Source organism: Kouleothrix sp. 19917 (genome assembly GCF_057073505.1).
Window position 1 is genome coordinate 915,007 of record NZ_CP097099.1, and the last position, 21,324, is coordinate 936,330.

At 63.8% G+C, this 21,324-nt stretch carries 10 protein-coding genes; 6 read left to right on the forward strand and 4 right to left on the reverse strand.

Annotated features, from left to right (window positions below; all coding sequences use genetic code 11):
• Positions 1–13: 13 nt before the first annotated feature.
• Both M1P90_RS03680 and M1P90_RS03685 read left to right on the forward strand, forming a co-directional pair.
• Positions 14–9,160 carry an isopeptide-forming domain-containing fimbrial protein gene (locus M1P90_RS03680; protein ID WP_483701304.1) on the forward strand — a complete coding sequence of 3,049 codons (9,147 nt, stop codon included), beginning with the start codon at positions 14–16 and terminating at the stop codon, positions 9,158–9,160.
• A gap of 408 nt (positions 9,161–9,568) precedes the next feature.
• Positions 9,569–9,850, forward strand: a complete 282-nt coding sequence (locus tag M1P90_RS03685) for a GNAT family N-acetyltransferase (RefSeq protein WP_483701305.1) — start codon at positions 9,569–9,571, stop codon at positions 9,848–9,850.
• Positions 9,851–9,855: 5 nt separating this feature from the next.
• On the opposite strand, the gene M1P90_RS03690 is transcribed toward M1P90_RS03685, so the two are convergent.
• The 3 genes from M1P90_RS03690 to M1P90_RS03700 form a co-directional block, all read right to left on the reverse strand.
• Positions 9,856–11,514 carry an FAD-binding dehydrogenase gene (locus tag M1P90_RS03690; protein WP_483701306.1) on the reverse strand — a complete coding sequence of 553 codons (1,659 nt, stop codon included), beginning with the start codon at positions 11,512–11,514 and terminating at the stop codon, positions 9,856–9,858.
• 152 nt (positions 11,515–11,666) lie between these two features.
• Positions 11,667–12,380, reverse strand: a complete 714-nt coding sequence (locus tag M1P90_RS03695; protein WP_483701307.1) for a B3/B4 domain-containing protein — start codon at positions 12,378–12,380, stop codon at positions 11,667–11,669.
• A 160-nt stretch (positions 12,381–12,540) separates the two neighbouring features.
• On the reverse strand, positions 12,541–13,269 hold the full coding sequence (locus tag M1P90_RS03700) for a TPR end-of-group domain-containing protein (RefSeq protein ID WP_483701308.1): 729 nt from the start codon (positions 13,267–13,269) through the stop codon (positions 12,541–12,543).
• 135 nt (positions 13,270–13,404) lie between these two features.
• Here M1P90_RS03700 and M1P90_RS03705 point away from each other — a divergent pair, with 135 nt between their 5' ends.
• The 4 genes from M1P90_RS03705 (at position 13,405) to M1P90_RS03720 (ending at position 19,835) form a co-directional block, all read left to right on the forward strand.
• Positions 13,405–15,951, forward strand: coding sequence for an AAA family ATPase (locus tag M1P90_RS03705; protein ID WP_483701309.1), 2,547 nt, complete (start codon positions 13,405–13,407; stop codon positions 15,949–15,951).
• Positions 15,948–16,916, forward strand: coding sequence for a hypothetical protein (locus M1P90_RS03710; protein ID WP_483701310.1), 969 nt, complete (start codon positions 15,948–15,950; stop codon positions 16,914–16,916). Before M1P90_RS03705 ends, M1P90_RS03710 begins: the two co-directional genes overlap by 4 nt.
• Before the next feature lie 219 nt (positions 16,917–17,135).
• Positions 17,136–19,157 carry a hypothetical protein gene (locus tag M1P90_RS03715; protein WP_483701311.1) on the forward strand — a complete coding sequence of 674 codons (2,022 nt, stop codon included), beginning with the start codon at positions 17,136–17,138 and terminating at the stop codon, positions 19,155–19,157.
• 105 nt (positions 19,158–19,262) lie between these two features.
• A complete protein-coding gene (locus tag M1P90_RS03720) occupies positions 19,263–19,835 on the forward strand; it encodes a pyridoxamine 5'-phosphate oxidase family protein (protein WP_483701312.1) in 573 nt (190 codons plus the stop codon).
• Positions 19,836–20,009: 174 nt separating this feature from the next.
• Here the strand turns inward: M1P90_RS03720 and dinB are convergent, their stop codons facing one another.
• Positions 20,010–21,224: a DNA polymerase IV gene (gene dinB, locus M1P90_RS03725; protein WP_483701313.1), complete on the reverse strand. Its 1,215-nt coding sequence runs from the start codon at positions 21,222–21,224 to the stop codon at positions 20,010–20,012.
• Positions 21,225–21,324 lie beyond the last annotated feature (100 nt).

The following is a 21,324-nucleotide window of genomic DNA, read 5'->3' on the forward strand; positions in this document are numbered from 1 at the left end:
TGTTACGCTGTCCGTGCCCTCAAGCGTTCAGATTGGCGCTGATTTTGTCTTCACTGCAATGTTCGATGGCAATGGCACGACGGGGTATGGGCCATTTATCGACCTGATCTTCCCCAGCACGGGCGCCGACGGCAACGACGGCATTAGCTTCACGAATGCAACCTACCTGGGCCAGGCGCTGACCGCGAAACAGTTCATCTTTCCGGCAGGCGGGTGCGTGAGCCACCCCTATGCCGAAGACACCACCCACGCCGCATTGCAGGTGTGCGGCACGCCGGGCGATACACTTGTGGTATTGCAGCTGCCTTTCGGCTCGTTCACGCCGGGCCAGCCGCCTTTGCGGGCCACAGTAAACGCCACGCTGAGCAATCTTGCCGACCTTGGGACGCCGCTCACCATTCGCGCACGCGGCGGCTTTCAGTATGGCAACGACGCGCTCGACAACCCCTGCTGCGACCCATCGATTGTGAGCCCGGCCAGCACGAACAGTGCGCTGTGGCCGGGCAGCCCGCTCACGCCAAGCCTGATTTCGCTAACCAAAACATATATTGGGCCAGAAGATGAAACCGCAACTGGGCCAAATTTCCCGCGCCAATATCGCATCGATGTGGATATTGCGCCGGGCCAGACGATCACAAACCTCGACGTAACCGACCTGTTGCCGAACAACGAAGCATTCCTCAGCGTTGCGAGTAGTTCGCCGGCTGGCGCAAGCATCACCGCCTCGCCGCCGCTTGGCGCGCCCGCAAATGCGCCGAACAACCGTTTGACACTGCGCTTCCCGAGTGTGACGGGCGGAACCGGCAACGCCGACGCCTCGGTCACGTTCAGCTTCTATGTGCCGCTGAATGATGCAAATGCCGCGCCTGTGATTAACGCTACTAGCGGCGACGATGTGCAATCACTCAATAATGCCCGCACGCAAGGCACCTGGGTGCCGCTCGACGCGCGCGACCCAAGCAGCCCGGGCAATGCGGTTGTCGATGGCGTTGGGCCCGAGCATACGCTGACCGACAAATCAATCGCCATTCAAAAAAGTGTTGCGATTGTGAATGATGTTGGCGCGGCGGGCTATTCAGTTGGCGATACGCTTGAATATACACTTCAATTCCAGGTTTCCGATTACTTTGCGTTTCAAAATGTTGTTATCAGCGACACAATTTCCGATGGCCAGCGCTACGATGCGAGCTTCCAGCCAACATTCACCTTCGCTGGCAATAGCTTTACCACGGCAACCAGTGCGCTAAATGCAGCAAACTATACGATTGCGCCAAACTACACGCCAGCCGATAGCGCGCCTAACGATGGAACAACAACATTCCACTTTCGCCTTTCGGACGAGCTAGTGACGCGCGGCCAGCCAGATGGCAGGTGGATTGGCGGCTGTGTGCCTGCTGGGGGCACGGGCGGGCCGCAACCAGATTGCGGTACCTATGACGATGGCGCAACCAGTGGCACGCTCCGCTTCCGCGTGACAATCCAGGATCGTTTCAGCGACACCTATCCCTCGGGCGATCCCTACGTCAACTCGGGCGATCACCTTGACAATGATGTGACCATCAGTGGCGACCTGCTGTCGGTTGCCGATGCCGCCACCCCGACGGGTGCGAGCGAGGCGGACACCAGCGCAACGCGCGTGGAAATTATTTTTGGCGCGCTGAGTAAAACGATCTATGCAATAAACGGCAGCACATCATTCCCGACCTCGCCGGTGCAGGTGACACCTGGCGATACCGTCACATACCGCATCCAGTACGAGCTTGCTTCCAGCGACTTTGAAAATCTTCAGTTTGTTGACAACCTGCCGCTGCCGATTTTCACCGCCACCGAGCTTGCAACCTTCGATAGCGTTTTCGACGCTACTGGCGCGGCCCCAGCTGCCGGCCATATGAAGCTCGGTCCGGCCGACACCTATCATTCGCGCCCGAGCGCGGTGACGCCAGCATTTGCAACCAGCACAGTCGATAACAGCGTAGCTTTTTCCTATGGCACGTTTGACGACCCTGCCAATCAGCCTTCGGTCATCGATGTTCTGCTCACGGTCACCGTCAGCGATCAGCCGTTTGCAGATGGGCTTTTTCTGACCAACCAGGTGCACGAGAGCGACGGCTCAACGAACGGCGCGCAGCATGACGATGATGCCATTGTGCAGGTGAAAGTGACCGAGCCAGTGCTTCAGGTGAAGAAAGGCGTGATCGGCAGCAGCCACGCCGGCGCAACGCTGACACCAGCCACAGCCGGGCCGGTTGCGTTCAGCGCCCCGGGCTCAGCCGGCCCGCGCTGGTCGGGCACAATAAACTCGGCTGATCTGGCCACGATGCCGGTAGACAGCAATATCAGCGGTGTTGATGCGGGCGACCGCGTGAGCTTCGCAATTGTGGTCGAGAACACGGGTGCCAGCCAGCGCGGCGCATTCGACGTAACGATCACCGATACCATCCCACTTGGTTTGATCATCCCGCCAAGTGGCGCGGGCCTGAACATGCGCGTAACCTATGGCGATGGCACGCCGCTGACGTTTATTGGCCTGACGAATGGCGCGGGCGCGGCAGGAGATCTGTTTACAACCGGCATCCGCCTCGACGACCCGGCTCTGATTGGCGCGTGCCAGAAATACGACCCAGACAATGGCCACAACATCATTGTGATTACGTACGACCTGCAAGTCGACCCAAGCGCGCCGGCCGGCACCATTATCCCGAACCGCGCGGCAATCACGAACTATGCCAGCCTCGAAGGTGGGCCGAATTTCGTGCCGACCGATACCCCAACCGATAGCGCGACAACTACGATAGCTGCTCCGGCGGTCGCCAAGCAGCTGGTTAACACAAGCATTGTTAGCAGCAGCAACAGCAACACGCAGGCAGTGATTGGCGAGCTGGTTACCTATTCGCTCACGATCACGGTGCCCGAGGGCCTGACACAGAACGCGCAAATCGTGGATACGCTCGACGCCGGGCTGGCGTTTGTGGATGTGGCGAGTGTGACATCGTCGGCCAGTGTGAGCATGAGTACGCCGATTGGTGTAGGTTCTGCGCCAGCGAACGCCAGCATTGGCGCAAGTGGCCGCACGATTACATTCAACCCGGGCACGCTCACGAACAGCGATACAGACGATGCGCAGGTTGAAACCATCGTCATCGCCTATCGCGCGGTTGTGCTCGATATTGCGGGCAACCAATCGGGCACACTGCTGAACAACTCGGCGGTGTTCAGCTGGGCCAATGGTACCTTGCCATTGGTGGCGGCTGCGAATGTCACCGTGATCGAGCCGGCGCTAACGCTCGCCAGTGTTGCCACGCCCGCCACCGTCGATAGCGGCGATACCGTCACGTTCGAGCTCACGCTGGCAAATACCGGGGCTGGCACAACCGATGCCTTTGAACTTGCGCTCAGCGAGCTTGTCCCAGCAGGCATGACCTATGTTCCGGGCTCGTTCGTCAATGTTTCTGGCCCCGCCGCAACGCTCGACGCCTCGGGCGCGCCGAATCTGTCTGCTGCGTGGGCAACGCTGGCAGCAGGAAGCACCAGTGTGATTCGGTTTCAAGCCACGCTCAATGGGAGCGTGACGCCCGGCCAAACGCTGAGCGACAATGCCAGCGTGAAGTGGACCAGCCTGCCAGGCGCGCCGGGCCAGCGCTCAACATACAACACGAGCTCGACCGAGCGCACCGGCGCAGGTGGAATTGACGACTACAGCACCACTGATTTGGATACCGTGACCGTCAACAGCGTAGCGCTGACCAAATCGATAGTAACAACTTCGGAAGCGCATACCAGCGGCAGTGCCCTGGCAATTGGCGAAGTTGTGCGCTTTCGCCTGGCCGTGAAGCTGCCCGAAGGAACTGCGCCAGATTTCCAGATCAACGATAATCTGCCTAACGGCTTGACATTTCTCAACGATGGAAGCGCGCGGCTGGCATTTGTCTCGACGAGTGGGAACATTACGTCGGCCAGCGCGCAGGCCGGCGCGATCCCGGCGCTTGCGTGCGCAAACGATAGTGGCAGCGCGGCCGACCTGCTTGCGCTGCCTTCGGCGCAGGTCGATTGCGTGTTGGCCAACGCGAATATTTCGAGCAGCCCGAGCAGCAATGCCGACACTTACAACACTGGCACTGATGTGCGTTTCAAGCTTGGCACGCTGAGCAATGCCGATAGCGATGCCGATGCTGAATATGTAGTTGTTGAGTTCAATGCGCTACTCGATAACTCGGTTGCTGGCAGCAACGATGCGGGCGACACGCGCGCGAACACATTTGCCGCGTTTCTGAATGCAACGACGCAAAACGGCCCAACATCGAATAGCGTTTCGGTTCAGGTCGTTGAGCCGAACATCCCTTTTAATGCGCTCGTCAATAACAAGACAGTTGCGCCAACCAGTGGCGATGCTGGCGACACGGTGACCTACACGCTGGTGTATACAAACGCCACGGGCGCAACTGCCGCCAGCGGCTTTGAGGCCAACATCCGTGACGTTGTGCCAGCCGCCGCCTCTCTGAACCTTGCGAGCATCAGCACAACTGCTGGCGCTGCGTGTGCGTCGCCGACCTTCACAAACAGCTCGGCGGGAAATACGGTTGATATTACGGTTGACCAGGTTGCGCCGGGTTGCAGCATTACCATCACCTACCAGGCTACGCTGACGATGAGCGTCACGCCAGGGCAGCTGATAACCAACACGGCCACGTTGCGCTACAGCAGCCTGCCGGGCAACAATGGCACCATAATCAATTCAACAGGCTCCAGCACGCCCGGCACACCCAGCAGCACTACAGGCGAGCGCGATGGCTCTGGCACGGCACCAAACGATCTCACTGGCAGCGACCAGGCCCTGGTGACCGTGCGCGTGCCGACGCCGATCAAATCGCTTGTGAGCAGCTCGGAGGCGCACACCACCGGCAGCACACTGGCGATTGGCGAGATTGCGCGTTACCGCCTGCTTGTCGGCGTGGACGAAGGCGTATCGCCGAATATGGTGCTGGCCGATCATTTGCCTGCCGGGCTCATTTTCCTGAACGATTCAACGGCAACGGTTGCGCTGGTTTCGGATGGCGCTGGCCTTTCATCGTCTACGCTTGGTGGTGTCGGGCTGAACCGAACCGGTGACGAAACCAGCGCGGGCTCGATCACACCGTCCTTCGTGCTGCCAGCCAGCGCGATTACTGGCGGGACGGGCGCGGGCGGCACATTCCAGCCCGGCGACGACCCGAGCTTTAGCCTGGGAACGCTGAGCAACGCCGACAGCGACAGCAACGAAGAGCTCGTGCTGATTGAGTTCAATGCGCTGGTGGGCAATCTGCCCGGCAACCAGGCCGGGGCAGCGCTCGACAACACGGTGGATCTGCTGGTGAACGCCACTGTGCTGGCTACTTCCAACGCAGTCACAGTGGCCCTGGCCGAACCCAGCATCACGAACCTGCAAGAGCTTGTGGCCACCACCCCCAGCGATGCTGGCGACACGGTTGTGTTCCAGCTTACCTATTCGAACGGCGCAACAGGCGCATACCGTGCTGACGCCTTCGACGTGAATGTGCTCGATTCGTTGGGCAGCAATCTGAATCTGCTCAGCGTGAGCGTCACGACGCCGGCCGGGTCGCTTGCGACCGACACGTCGACGCTCGGCATTGGCGGCGTTGTGCGTGTGGCTATCGACCGGCTTGCGCCAGTGGTAGACATCCCCGGCGCAGTCAAATCGGTAACAATCACCATCACGGCGCGGGTGAGCAGCACAGCGCCGAATGCGCTTACGATACCGAACACGGCCAGCCTGACCTACACCAGTGTGCCGGGCGCAAATGGCACCGCCAGCAATGCAACCGGCTCGAGTGTGCCGGGCGCAAGTGGCGCAAGCGATGGCGAGCGAAACGGCGCGGGCGGGGTTAACAGCTACGCCGATAGCAGCAACGCAAGCGTCACGCTGTCGACCCCAACGGTGCAGAAGCTCGCGCCCGTTCCAGCCACCTACACCATTGGCGATGCCGTCGCCTACGACATTCGCGTACAGCTGCCCGAAGGCGCGACCCAATCGCTGACAGTGACCGACAGCTTGCCGGCTGGAATGGCGTATGTGAGCCATAGCATCGTGACGACGGCTGCGGCAAGTAATGGGCACCTGGCGGCCGACTACAGTGGTGCGCTGGGCGCACCCACCCTTGTAAACAATAGCGGCGTGCTCAGCTTCGATTTTGGCACGGTGCAAACGAATGGCAGCGGCCCGGCCAATGGCAGCAGCAACAACCAATTTCTGGTGCGGGTGGTTGCGCGCGTGGTGAATGTGCTGAGCAATCAGCAAGGCACAACACTGCTTAATAGCGCAAGCCTGAGCTATACGAACCCCAGCACAGCCGCCACTGTCGGCGTTTCGGGCGGCTCGCAAAGCATTACCCTGGCCGAGCCAGCATTGGCGATTCACAAAACGGTCTCGTCGCTAAGCGCGAATGTTGGCGATACGGTGACGTTCCAGATCGCAATTACGAATACATCGGCCATAGCTGCCTACGATGCAGTTATTTCCGATACGGTGCCTGCTGGACTGAGCTACGTGCCCGGCTCGATCCGCACCGTAAGCGGGCCGGCCGGCAGCACCAGCGACAGCGGCGCGCCAGCCTTGAGCTGGGGCTTTGCAGCGCTGCCGAGTGGCTCAACTGCCGTGGTGGCATTTGATGCGCGCCTCGACGGCAGCGGCCCGGCCATCATCACAAACACTGCCAGCGTCGAATGGACAAGCACCCCTGGCAGCAATCCCGACGAGCGCACAGGCACAGGCGGCGCGCTGAACGACTACAATGCCAGCGACTCAGCCGCGCTCCAAACCATCGCCTATATACTCGATAAGCGTCTGGTGAGCCCTGCCGATGGGCTGGCGTGGCTTGGCGAAACCGTGCGCTTCAGCATCACGGTGACGAATACGGGCGTGCCGGGATTGACAACCATCCCCCTGACAGACACGTTTGATGCAGCGCAACTTCAGTTCCTGAGCGCCAGCGTCGCACCCGATTCGGCCGGCAGCGGGCAGCTTAGCTGGAACAACGTTGGGCCGCTGGCATCTGGCGCAGCCCGGACGATCCTGCTTGATTTCAAAACACTGGCCGTCACCGACGCGCTGCCCGCGCGCGTGACGCTCAACCGCGCAGGCGTTCAGGGTGCGAAGGATACGAACAACTCAACGCTGAGTGCGCAGACAAGCACCGCGCCGGTTTCGATTGGCGCGCCCGAGCTGCGTATCACAAAAAGCGATGGGCGCGCAAGCGCCGCGCCAGGCGATACACTTACCTACACCCTGCTTGTGACGAACACTGGCACCTATACTGCCACCGGCGTCGTCATCACCGAAACCGTGCCGCTCAACACCAGTTTTGCTGGCGGAAGTGTGGCCTGGGTGGCGCAGGGCAGCGGGATGTACAGCTATGCCTTGCCGGCACCGCTGGGCATTGGCGAAAGCGCGGCACTGACCTTTGTGGTAGTAGTTGATAGCGCGCCATTGCCGGCGGGCATCCAAACGATCGACAACACGGCCAGCGTCACCGATGACGGGACGCATGGCGCCGACGCAATTCCGGCGAACAATCTCACCAGCGATTCCGATACGCTCAGCGCCGCGCCGGATCTGGTTATCAGCAAAACCGATGGCGATATACGCTCGGTGCCGGGTGGAACGATTACCTACACGCTGAGCTTTAGCAACACTGGCACGCAGGATGCCACAGGCGTTATCCTCAACGAAACCGTGCCGGCGAATAGCAGCTTTGACGCTGGCGCGAGCACTGCCGGGTGGGTGTGCGCGCCGAACGGCGCAGCCGGCAGCGCATGCCAGCTGACGGTTGGCTCGCTGGCGGGCGGCGCGGCTGGCAATGTCGCATTCGCCGTCACGGTCGTGTACCCGCTGCCGGCCGGTGTTTCTCAGCTGGTGAATACTGCCACTATTGCCGACGACGGCAGCAACGGCACGGATCTCACGCCAGCCGATAACAGCGGGGGCGATACTACGCCGCTCGATGCCACACCCGACCTTGTCCTGGTGAAGTCGGATGGCGGCGTAACAACCACACCGGGCGCAACGCTGCCCTATACGCTGGTGTACACGAACACTGGCGATCAGGCCGCGTCGGGCGTTGTTATCACTGAGCATGTGCCTCAGCACACAACCTTTGCCGCGCAAGCGAGCACAGCCGGCTGGGTATGTAAGCCGAACGGCTCGGCTGGCAGCACCTGCCAGTTTACGCTTGGCACGGTCGCGGGCGGCGGCACGACGGGCAGTGTGGTTTTTGCCGTCATGGTCGCCAACCCGCTCCCGGCCGGCGTGACACAGCTTGCCAACGCTGCCGCCATCGCCGACGACAGCACGAATGGCGCCGACCCCACCCCGGCAAATAATGGCAGCAGCGTGCAAACGCCCGTTAGCGCCGCGCCCGATTTGCGGCTGAGCAAGCGCGCCAATCTCCTGGCAGTCTCGCCGGGTTCACCAATCATCTACACGCTCACCTACACGAATGTTGGCGTTATTGCCGCCACTGGCGTTGTTATCACCGAAACGGTGCCGCTCCACACCAGCTTCGACGCGGCGGCCAGCAAGCCAACCGTGTGGAGCTGCCCGAACGGCGCGGCAGGCGGGGCGACTTGCACAACAACGATTGCTGGCGCGGTGGCTGGCGGCGGCGGCACGGGCGCGGTGCGGTTTGTGGCAAAGGTGGATGCGACGCCGTTGCAGGGGCAGCAGCCAATTCTCAATACCGCGGCAATTGGCGACGATGGCGCGAACGGCCCAGATCCAACGGCAAATAATAATGTTGGAACTGCGACCGTCACGCTCAGCCCAACTGCTATTACGCTCCTGAGCTTCACGGCAACGCGCCAGGGTTCGATGATTGTGGTGCAGTGGGTCACAGGCTCGGAACAGAACACCTGGGGTTTTCACCTGTTCCGCAGCGCCGATGGCCTTCGCGAGCACGCGGTTCGCGTCACGCCGCAGCTGATCCTGAGCGCGGGGCGCAGCCAGGGGGCAGCCTATCGCTGGGAGGATACGGCTGTGCTGCCGGGCGAGCAGTATACCTACTGGTTGCAGGAAATCGAGTTTGACGGCACGACCACGGAGTACGCGATGAGCGTCGCCCGCCCGACCACTGGTGCATTCCAGGTGTTTGTGCCGGTAAGCGCGCGCTGATCGCATCGCCGTCGAACCTGAGTCATCCTGAAGTCGAGGAATGACAGCACAACGAACCCTCCTGAATAGAATTTGGTTACCAGACCAATTCTATTCAGGAGGGTTCGTTGTGTCAGCACATTCGGCCCCATCTGCGCAGCACGAGCGCGTACCGCGCGCGCTTCGATGCCACGCTGGAGGCGGCTCAGCAGACGGTGTGACATAGTTTGGAATAAGAACGCGATCTATCCACAGATGACGCAGATTTCACAGATTATAGACCTCATATCTGTGTCATCTGCGTAATCTGTGGATAAATTTTAGAACTCTGACAAGACCTGGGTGTCCTGGTGTCGTTTCTCAGCTCGATGTTCTGGCACGAGCTGTGGTACTATTTCGCTTGCGCAGATATGCATTGGGAGGGCAGAAGTGAGCGACGAGACAATTCGCAACAACACCGAGCGCGGGCGCTACGAGCTTGAAGTCGACGGCAAGCTGGCGGTGATTGAGTACCGCGACGCGGGCGGGCAGCGCTATTTCACGCATACCGAGGTGCCGCGTGCACTGGAAGGGCGCGGCATCGCCAGCCGGATGGCGAAGTTTGTGCTCGACGAAGCGCAGGCGCAGCAGCTCTCGATTGTGCCGCTGTGTCCGTTTGTGCGCGGCTATATCGAAAAGCACCCCGAGTATCAGGCGCTGGTGAAATTCTAGGCGCGCTAGACCACGGCCCGCGCCGCCGCCCGCCCGGCCGCCCGCCCGGAAAAGATGCAGCCGCCCAGGAACGTGCCTTCCAGCGCGCGGTAGCCGTGCATGCCGCCGCCGCCAAAGCCGGCTGCCTCGCCAGCCGCATACAGCCCCGGCACCGGTTCGCCATCGCCGCCGAGCACCTGCCCTTCGAGGTTGGTCAGCAGCCCGCCCAGCGTTTTGCGCGTCAGGACGTGCAGGCGCACCGCGATCAGCGGGCCGGCGCTCGGGTCGAGCAAACAGTGCGGCGGCGCGGTGCGGATCAGCCGGTCGCCGCGATAGTTGCGCGCCCCGCGAATATGCACGATCTGCGAGTCTTTGCTGAAGGGGTTGAGGATCTCGCGGTCGCGCGCGGCGACTTCGCGCTCGATTGCGCTCAGGTCGAGCGGCGCGCTGGGCGTCAGGCGATTCATGCCTGCCACCAGCTCGCGCAGCGTGCGCGCCACCACGAAATCTTCCCCGCGCTTCTTGAACGCCTCGACCGGCCCGGTGGCTTTTTTGCCAACTGCGCGCCCGGCGACCATGCGCCAGCTCCTGCCCGTCAGGTCGGGGTTTTGCTCCGAGCCAGACAGCGCGAATTCTTTCTTGATGATTTTCTGCGTCAGAATAAACCAGCTATGGTCGAAGCCAGTGGCGCGCAGGTACGCCAGCGTGCCGAGCGTGTCGAAGCCGGGGAACAGCGGAACCGGCAGGCGCTGGCCGCGACCGTCGAGCCAGAGCGACGATGGGCCGGGCAGGATGCGGATGCCGTGCTGCGGCCAGATCGGGTTCCAGTTCGCAATGCCCTCGGTGTAGTGCCACATACGGTCGGGGTTGATGATCGCGCCGCCGGCCGCTGCGCTGATCGCCAGCATGCGCCCATCGACATGCGCCGGCACGCCCGAGATCATGTGCGCGGGCGGGCTGCCCAGCCGGGCCGGCCAGTTTTGCCGCACCAGCTCGTGGTTCGCGCCAATGCCGCCCGCCGCAACGATCACGGCCTGCGCGGTGAAGCTGAAGCTGCCAGCGGCGACGCGTGAGCTGGGCGCGCCACGCGCCGCGCCGCTCGCTTCCAGAATCGTGCCGCGCACGCCCGTCACTACGCCGCCCGCCACCGTGATTTCATCAACCTGATGGCGGAATTTCAGCGTTATCAGGCCGCGCGCCTCGGCCTCGCGCACGCGCTGCACAAACGGTTCCACCACGCCCGGCCCGGTTCCCCAGGTGACATGAAAGCGCGGCACCGAGTTGCCCGGCCCCAGCGCGCCATAGCCGCCGCGCTCGGCCCAGCCAACCACCGGGAACCAGCGCAGGCCGCGCTCGTAGAGCCAGGCGCGCTTTTCGCCAGCAGCAAAGGCGACATAGGCCTCGGCCCAGCGGCGCGGCCATGCATCGTCGGGCCGGTCAAATCCTGCCGTGCCCAGCCAATCCTGCAGCGCCAGCTCGTGCGAGTCGCGGATGCCCATGCGCCGCTGCTCAGGCGAATCGACCAGGAACAGGCCGCCGAACGACCAGAAGGCCTGCCCGCCCAGGTTCTGCTCGTTTTCCTGCTCGACAATCAGCACGCGCCGGCCGGCGTCGGCCAGCTCGGCGGCGGCAACCAGGCCGGCCAGCCCGGCCCCGACGACGATTACATCTGCCTGGTTTTGCATGCTTGCTCCGTGTGTGTCTGAAAACCAGAGCTGCCTTTGCCACGAAGGCACGAAGACACGAAGGTTTAAGGTGTAAACATATTAGCCACAGAGAACACAGAGGACACTGAGGCAAATTATTTAGAACTCGGTGATCTCCGTGCGCTCTGTGGCTACGCTTTCTCCAGATCGATTTCCAGCGCTGGCGCGTTGCGCTCGAGCACGGCGACGCTGGTGCTGCCGCCCACGTGTGCGCCAATCAGCGCGGCTAGTTCGTGCAGCGCGGCGTCGAGTTGGGCGGGGTCGTGCGCGGGCAGCGTTTCGATTACCAGCAGCGCGTCGCGGGTGGTTTCGGTGAGCTTGGTGCGGTCGGCCTCGCGCCAGTTGAAACAGCGGCACACCGCGCCCGCGTCGTCGGCGTAGATCACCTCGCCGGGGGCGGGCGGCTCGTCGCGCTCGGCGCCAATCGTGCGAAACCCCTCGCCGCCGGCCGCGCGGGTGAGGCGTAAATCGCCCACAATTGCGGCCAGGTCTTCGCCGCCGCAGGGCAGCTGGTAGCGCAGCGACACGGTGTTATACAGGTCGACCAGCGGGCTGATCGAGCGCAGGCGGCCCGATTGCGCCGAGCGCAGCAGGCTTTCGATCGACGAGCGAAATTTCGAGGGCTTGGCACCGAACTGCGCGTAGGCCGCGCGCCAGGGTGCGACCGCCGGGTGGCTGGCCATGTCGGCCCCTTCCAGCGCGGCAGCGCTCGCGGCTATCGCCTCGGCCAGCAGCGCGGCGGGTTGCCCTTCCGCGCCGCTGTTGTCGACGCCGCGCGCAACCACCAGCCCGATCCGCGCGGCGGGAAACAGCTCCCAGAATGCATCGGTGACGAGAACGCGCATGGCTACCCTTTCGTATTCAGCCGCCAGAAATCTAACCACCAAGACACGAAGACACCAAGAATTTTTTTCCACAGATTACGCAGATTACACAGATAAGTGCATAAACAAAAATAATCTGCGCAATCTGCGTAATCTGTGGATATATTCTCGCTACCCAGCGCTATGTGCTCATCAGCTCCTGAAACTCCGGCGTGTCGCGGATCGAGTCGAGGTCGCTATCCTGCTTCGACCATTCGATCAGATCGGGGCGCAGCGCAAACGACTCGGGCAGGAGCGCAAGCGCCTGCGCGGGCAGGCCAGTGGTGGCATACAAACACGCCAAGTTAAACAGCGCCGTGGCGCGGTCGTGCGGAAAGACCGCCAGCGCCGGCTGTTTCACAATCGCATCGTTCATGAGCGCGATTGCATGCGCGTTGTCGCCGCGCTCGATGGCGAAGCGTGCCGCGTGCTCAAGCGGGTGCCAGTAGCTGTTGCTCAGAATGTTTGACACCAGCGGCTCGTTGTGGTTCCACGCAAAACGGTCGCGCTCGGTCAGCGTGGCAGTGTCGAATGTGCGCACATGCTCGCCTGCCGCCGCGTAGGCAGCCGCCGCTTCGTCGCGCACCTGCTGCCAGGAATGGGCGTTGCGCTCGTCGAAAATGCGCTCGTTCACCGGCTGAAAATCGCCAAACAGCGTTGGCGTTTCGCCGCGCCTGACCATATTCAGGCGGTCGATCATCACCTGCTGCCAGAATGTGATATGCGCCAGCATATCCTTGGCCGACCAGCGCTCGGGCGTGCCCACTAGCTCGCGCTCGGCGTCGCTCAGGCCAGCGACCCATTCATTCTGCGCGGCATAGGCGCGATCGATCAGCGCCAGCAGCGCGTTTTGCTCGTTGCTCAAGGTCATGGGGTTCCTCCTTCTCTGCATCGCTGCATTATACTCGCATCCGTATGACGACCGAGCCGCCGCTTTTGTATCATTGCCGCGCGGCGGGCGCTGTGGTATCGTGTTGGGCGCAACCGTGGCGCAAAGGAGGCGGCAATGTTTCTGGTGGAGGTGCTCACAAACGCGCTCGGCCAGCTGATCGGCGAGGTGCTGGGCGAAACGATTGAGCAGAAGCTCGACCGGCGGGCGCTTGAGCGCGATCTGCGCGCCGCCGCCGCGCGGGCCGAGGCGCGTTTCGCCCGCGAGTACCGCCAGCACGACGCCGAGCTGGCGACGGCACTGGCCGATCAAACCCGCTTTGCCGACCTGCCAAGCGTTCAGGTGGCGCTGCGCGACATCCTGACGCGTCCGTTTCACTCGCCGCAGGCAGGCGCCGCGGTGCTCCACCAATCCTTTGTCGACGTGCTGCCCGCCCGCCTCGACCGGGCGCGTGTGGATGCGGCGGTGCGCGCCTTCCTGGCGATGCTTGGCGACGAGGTGTTGTACATCCCGCAGCTGCGCGAGCTGTATGTGCTGGCCTTTCAGAAAACCAGCGCCGAGCAAAGCCGCGCCGCCGCCAGCAATACCGCCGCCCTGCTGCACAGCTTCGAAATCCTGCGCGACGACATGCGCCTGCTTGCTGCTGCGCCCGCGCCCGCCGCGCTGCCGCCGCCGCGCCCCGCCCTGCCCTGGCACAACCTGCCGCAGCGCGCCTACCCGCGCTTTGTTGGGCGGCAGGCCGAGCTGGAAAAGCTCACCCAGCTGCTGCTGCCGCACCCGCGCAGCCGCCACTTTGTGATCACGCTCGACGGGATTGGCGGCGTGGGGAAGAGCGCGCTGGCGCTTGAGCTAGCCTACCGCTACCGCGACGGCTACGCGAGCCTGCCCGAGGCCGAGCGCTTCGACGCGATTGTGTGGGTGTCGGCCAAGCGCACGCTGCTGACGGCCAGCGGCATTCAGCAGCGCCAGCAGCGCTTCAACACCCTGCACGACCTGTATCGCGAAATTGGCATGGTGCTGGAACAACCGGCAATCGCGCAGTCCATCGCCGCACAGCAGACCAGCATGGTCGAACGTGCCCTGGCCGCGCAGCGCACCCTGCTGATTGTCGACAATCTGGAGACGGTCGACGATGAGGAGCTGCTGACCTTTCTGCGCGAGCTGCCCGACCCAACCAAGGCGATTGTGACCACGCGCCATCGCATTGATATCGCCTACAGCATGCGCCTGAGCGGCATGCCCGAGCCCGATGCCCAGGCACTGATGCTGGTCGAAGCCGCGCGCAAGAACGTTGACCTGCCGCCCACCGCCAGCGCCGACCTGTACCGCCGCACCGGCGGCATCCCGCTGGCGATTGTCTGGAGCATTGGGCTGATGAGCCTGGGGCATAGTGTGGAAAGCGTGCTGCGGCGGCTGGGCAGCGGGCAGAGCGACATTGCGCGTTTCTGCTTTGCCGAGAGCATGGCGCGCATTTGCGGGCGCGATGCCGAACGGCTGCTGTTTGCGCTGGCCTTGTTCGAGCGCAGCGTCAGCCGCGCCATGCTGGGCGAAGTTGCCGGCCTGACGGACGACATCATTGGCCGCGACGACGGCCTGGCCGAGCTGTTGCAGCTCGCGCTGGTCGACCAGAATGGCGAGCGTTTCAAGCTGCTGCCGCTGACCCACAGCTTTGCCCTGGATGCGCTGGCGCAACAGCCCGCGCTCGAAAGCGAACTGCGCGAACGCTGGCTCGATGTACTGACCGAGCTGGCCGCGCCGTTCAACCGCCCGCACTGGCAGCAGCCCGACCGCGGCTCGCTGCGGCGCGACGGCGAGCACCTGGCCACACTGGCGCGCTGGGCCGTCCAACACGAGCGCCCCGACCTGCTGCTGGCGGTTGGCGCTGCTTTGGGCGCGTACTATGACGCGGTTGGGCGCTGGCCTGAGATGCTGGAATTGGACCTGCGCATGATCGAATATGCGCGTCTGCTCGGCGACCGTGCCACGCTGCGCAATGAGCTGAAATGGTATGGCTGGGCGATCGGCCAGCAAGAACGTGTTGCTGAAGCCAACCAGGCCTTCGCCGAGTCGTTAGCACTGGCTGAAGAGTTGGGCGATGGCGCATGGCATGCCGAAATTCTGGTGAACATGGCCCAGCTTGCGCGCCGTGCAAACAACGCTGCCGCGGCCCAGGCCCACTGCGAGGCCGCGCTGGCACTGCTGGAACGCATCGCGCCAGAGGAGCAGGCCTTTGTGCGCGCCGACATCACAATCGAGCAGGGCAAAATCGCGCGCGACACTGGCGATTGGGACGCGGCGCTGGCCGCTTTTCGCGCCGCCCGCGATGTGTTCCAAACCGATCTGCATAATCCCGGTTTCAACATGGAACGTGCCTGGGGCGCGTACAGCCAGTTTGCCTTTGTGACGCATCGCATGGGCCATCTGCCAGAAGCCGCAAAAATGTATGCCAAGTCGCTTGCGGCCATTCGCGAGATCGGCAGCCGCAGCTATCTCGCAACCCTGCTTGTGCGCTACGCCGAGCTGGAGATGCAGCGTGGCGACCGCGCGGCGGCGCTGGCCTTTGCGCGTGAAGCACTGGAGTGGAGCCAGAAGCTGGGCGTGGTGGCTGAGCAGCGCCAGGCCACCGCGCTGCTGTCGCAACTGGGAGAAGAGGAAAGCCAATGACAAGCGCGCTGCTCGAACGAATTGTGCGCGAGGGCGACGGCGCCGACGTGCTGGAATTGCTGGCCGAGCGCCTGACGCCCACCGACCTGCAATCGCTGATGCTGGAAGTGTACCGCCGGCGCGCGGCGCGGCAGGCACCCGCCGCCCTGCTGGCAAGCTACGAGCGCAACCCGTTTGTGCGCCCCGCGACAATCAGCCCGGCCGCGCTGCTCGAAGTCGACCGGCTGGCGTTTGGGCTGGCCGCGCCGCAGTTCACGCCGCTGGAGCTTGCGCCGGTTTGCCCGCTGGGCACCAACACATCCGTTGGCGCGGCCGACCAGAACAAAACGATTGCGACTGCGCGCAACACTGAAGTCGTGTCGGACTCGACGAACGTGCTGGCGCTGGAATGCGCGACGCGGCGGCGCGACCTTATGCGCGACCCGGCGCGGCGGCACGAGCGCGTGGCGCTGTGTGCCAGCCACCGTCTGCTGCGCCCACAGCCTTTCAAAGGCGCGGCGTCGTTTGCGCACTTCCGCCTGTTTGCGCTGTGCACGGCCGGGCGTGACGAAGGCAGTTTCCGCTTCGAGCTGGCCGCGCTGCGCGAACACCTGCGCTTCTATCTGCGCTTGCTGACGGTATTGCAGGCGCAGGGCAGTGCAATCCACGCGCTGGATGTGCGTGTCACCGACCTTGATGGAACGCGCGCCGATGCGATTTCAGCGGCGGTGTTCGCCCCGCTGGCGGAAGAATTTCCGCAGGCGCAGGCGCGTTTCGACCCCGAGCGCGCGTCGGGCCGCACCTACTACGCGGGCCTGTGCTTTGCGATCTACGCCAGCGACGCGGCCGGGCAGGCGTATATGCTGGCCGATGGCGGCTTTACAAGCTGGACGCAGCAGCTGCTGAATAACGCGAAAGAACGCCTGCTGATCAGCGGCATTGGCACCGAGCGCCTGTGCAGCGTGTTTGGTGTGGGCGCGACGTAACCACGAAGGCACGAACGATTAACCACGAAGACACGAAGGTACGAAGGGGTAAACGTTTATCGAAACTGCTCACTGCCTACTGCCTACTGCCAGCGGTGATAACGCATCATCTGCGAAATCTGCGGATCCCCTTTCATGATGCAGCGGCTGCGCCGGGGCGTGGTACAATCCCCGCGTAGCAGGGCCACGGCGCCCACGATCAACTGCCGAGGTGTTTTGTTGGAACGAACCTACCCGCTGCCGCGCGCTGAGCGGCGCGTTGCCGGCCTGGGCGCAGTGCTCGCGCCGCTGGCCGTTGTGATTGTGGCGCTCATTCCGCGCCTGCTCGACCTGGGGCTGTTTGCCACCATGGACGAGGTGAACTTCTGGTTCATGCGCTCCGAGCTGTTTCTGAGTGCGATGCGCGCCGGTAATTTCGCGGCCACCGCGATCACGGACCACCCGGGCGTGCCGACGATGTGGCTGGGCGCAGCCAGCCTGGTGCTGCGCGAAAACCTGGGCCTGTTTGGCGTGCAGTCGCTCAGCCCGCAGATGTTTGTGGCGCTGTATGAGCTGCCAATTACCACGGTGAATGCGCTGGCCGTGGGCGTGGGCTACCTGCTCATGCGCGACATGCTGCCCGGCCCGGTGGCGCTGCTGGGCGCGCTCTTGTGGGCGCTCGATCCCTTTGTGATCGCGTTTGGGCGCGTGCTGCATGTCGATGCGCTGTCGGGCACATTTATGATGCTGAGCGTGCTGGCCGCCTGCCGCTACTGGTTCCTCACGCAGCATCGACGCACGCTGGCCTTGTCGGCGGTGTTTGCGGCGCTGGCGATCACCACCAAATCGCCGGGCCTGATCCTGCTGCCGCTCATTGGCTCAATGGGCTTGTTTGCGACGTGGTATGGCCCGCAGCCGCGCCGCTTCACGCGCCTGTTCATGGATGCGCTGCTGTGGGCCGCCGTCGCGGTAGCGGCTGCGCTGTTGATCTGGCCGGCGCTGTGGGCGGCCCCGCGCGAAGCCTTCTACCAGATCTGGCTGGGCTACCGCGCCGAAGGTACGCAGCCGCACCAGCTTGGCAACTTCTACCTGGGCCGCCCCGAGCCCGCGCCCGGCTTCACGTTTTACCCGCTGGCGCTGGCGCTGCGCCTCACGCCGATCAGCTTTATTGGCCTGCTGGCGCTGCCGTGGGCCTGGCGGCGCATGCCCCTTTCCGCCGATGCGCGCCACGCGCTGGCCGGGCTGGCCTGGTTCGCCATCACGTTCACGCTGGCGATGGGTTTGTTCGCCAAGAAATTCAACCGTTACCTGGTGCCGGTTTTCCCGGCGGTGGATGTGCTTGCCGCCGTTGGGCTGGTGTGGCTGTGCGCCGCGCTGCTCGGCTGGTTCGTGCGCCCGCGCGAGCGTGGCGAGCGCTGGCAGCCGGTGGCGCTCGGCGCGGTGGCGCTCGGCGCGGCGCTGAATGTCGCAAGCTGGCAGCCCTACCAGATGGTTGCTTACAACCAGCTGCTGGGCGGCGCGCAGATGGGCGCATGGGCCTTCAAAACCGGCTGGGGCGAGGGCATGAACCTTGTGGCCGACTGGCTGAACAAGCAGCCAAACATCACTGGCGTGCTCACTGTCACAACGCTCAAAATCGGCCTGCAAACCTACCTGGTTCCCGGCGCGCAGTCGCTGACGCCGCCCGAGCCCACGCTGCCACCGCACAGCGGCTATGTGGTCGTGTATGTGAACGATGCGCAGGGCGATTTGTTCCCGCCGTTCACCGAGTTCTATGGCAAGGCCGAGCCGCTGGAAGTGATTCGGCTGCACGGTGTGCCATATGCATGGATCTACGAGGCCCCGCCAACGGTTGGGCGGCAGGAAGATGTGGCTTTTGGCGATGCCGCGCGCCTGTATGGCCTGACAGCGCCGCAGCAGCCGGTCGTTGGGCAGCCGCTGGTGTGGCGGCTGGCCTGGCAGCCCAGCGCGCAGATTCCGCCCGGCACCATGCTGTTCGCGCACCTGATCGGGCCGGATGGCCAGCGCTACGGGCAGATCGACCTGCCCTACCCGCCCGATGGCAGCAACCCGGCGCGCTTCCAGCAGATGGAGCTGCCGCTGGCGACGCCGGCCACTGCGCCGGCCGGCGCGTACCGCCTGCTCGTTGGCCTGTACACGCCCGACGGCCAGCGCCTGCCACTGGGCGCAAATGCCGCCGACCCGGCGCTCGACGGGCCGAATGTGCTCGTTGCCGACCAGATCGAGCTGGCAAATCCATAACGCAAGCATCGCCAATTTCTCGCCGCCAGACGTTTTATGAGTATACGCCTTTTTGTCGAACCCGCCCGCCCGTGAGCCAAACCCATCATTCGGAGGAATTGCATCATGGCCAAGCTGTACCCGGCAATTGTTCCCGAGCTGCGCGCCTTTATCGAAAAGCAGCATATGTTCTTTGTGGCGAGCGCCCCGCTCACTGCCGAGGGGCATGTCAACATGTCGCCCAAGGGCCTCGACTGCCTGCGCATCCTGTCGCCCGAGCGCGTGGCCTACCTCGACCTGACCGGCAGCGGGAATGAAACCTCGGCGCACCTGCGCGAGAATGGCCGCATCACCCTCATGTTCTGCGCGTTTGCTGGCCCGCCGCGTATTCTGCGGCTGTATGGCCACGGGCGCACGGTGCTGCCCAGCGACGCCGAGTGGGCTGCGCTGCGCCCAATGTTCGTGGACTACCCGGGCGTGCGGCAGATTGTTGTTGCCGACATTACGCGCGTGCAGACGTCGTGTGGCTTTGCGGTGCCCCGCTACGATTACGTTGATCAGCGCTCGACACTGCTGGATTGGGCGACGGCCAAAGGCCCCGAGGAGATGGAAGAATACCGCGCCGAAAAGAATGCGTGCAGCATCGACGGCCTGCCCACGCCGCTGGGCGAGCAGATAACGAACGAGCCGGCCAGCTAGCGCTGCGCTTCATTTCGCCCATAGCAACGTGCAGAAATATTGGGCCACAGAGAACATGGAGAACACCGAGTTTTGAGATCCATACTCGGTGGCTCTCCGCGCTCTGTGGCTCAAATTTGCGCAAACAGAAGCATAATCTGCGTCATCTGCGAAATCTGTGGATACTTTCGAACCCTACTCGTCGGGCGGATCGCCCATGTCGCGGGCGCGGCGCAGCATCTTCGCGCCAAATCGCTCCTGAATGGCGGCAAGCGCGGCCTCGGTGCGGCGCTGGCGCTCGATCTCGGCGGGCGATGGCGTGGCGGCGGGCGCGTCCCACAGGCCCAGCTGGCGCGGCGGCGAACCGAGCCCGCTCACGCCCACGCCAATCAGGCGCACCGGCTGCCCGCTCGGCCAGATTTGCGCAAACAGGCGCAGCGCCGCCTCGGCAATTGCGGCTTCATCGTCGCTTGGCTGGGGCAGGGTGAGCTGGCGCGTTGGCGTGGTGAAGTCGGGCCAGCGAATTTTCAGCTTCACCGTCGTGCCGGTCAGCTCGTCGCGGCGCAGCTTGTGCGCGATGGCGGTGGCCTGTTTGCGCAGCGTGCCCTCCAGCACCGCGCGGTCGCTGATGTCGCGCTCAAAGGTCGTTTCCTGCGAGATCGACTTGGCGGCGCGCTCGGTGACGATTGGCCGCTCATCGATGCCGCGCGCCCGGCGCGACAGGTCCTCGCCGTGCTGCCCGAAGCGCCGCTCCAGGTCGGCTGCCGGCCATGCGGCAATCGCGCCGATGGTATGAATGCCCATTGCTGCCAGCTTCTCGGCGGTTTTTGGCCCAACGCCCCACAGCGCGCCCGCCGGCAGCGGCGCAAGAAAAGCAGCTTCTTCGCCCGGCGGCACCACGCAGATCGCGTTGGGCATCGCGCCGCTGCGCACCAGGCTTTTGCCCACATCGGTTGCGATCTTCGCCACCAGCTTGTTGGCCGCCACCCCCAGCGAGCACGAAAGCGCCAGATCGTCGCGGATGTTCGTTTGCAAGCGCGCCGCCAGCGCCTCGCCCGGCTCGCCCAGCGCCGACACATCCAGAAACGCCTCGTCGATTGAAATCTGCTCGACCAGCGCCGTCAGGCGGTGCAGGCGCTCCATCACCTGCTGCGAGGCGGCGCGGTAGGCCGCGAAGTTGGATGGCACCACCACCAATTCGGGGCACAGGCGCACCGCCTGCGCCATCGGCATAGCCGAATGCACGCCAAAGCGCCGCGCCGCATACGACGCCGACGACACCACGCCGCGGCCTTCGGGCCGCCCACCCACCGCAAAGGGCCGCCCGCGCAGCGCGGGGTTGTGCTGCTCCTCAACCGCGCAGAAAAACGCGTCGAGATCGAGATGGAGAATTGTGCGTGGCTCGTTCATGGTGCGTGTAGTCTAGCATGGATTTGTGCGCGGCACAGCCCTGCCAGCGAGCGTGGCGCGCAGAGCCTGCGCCTTTGCGCAAAGCGTTTGGCTCGGGTAT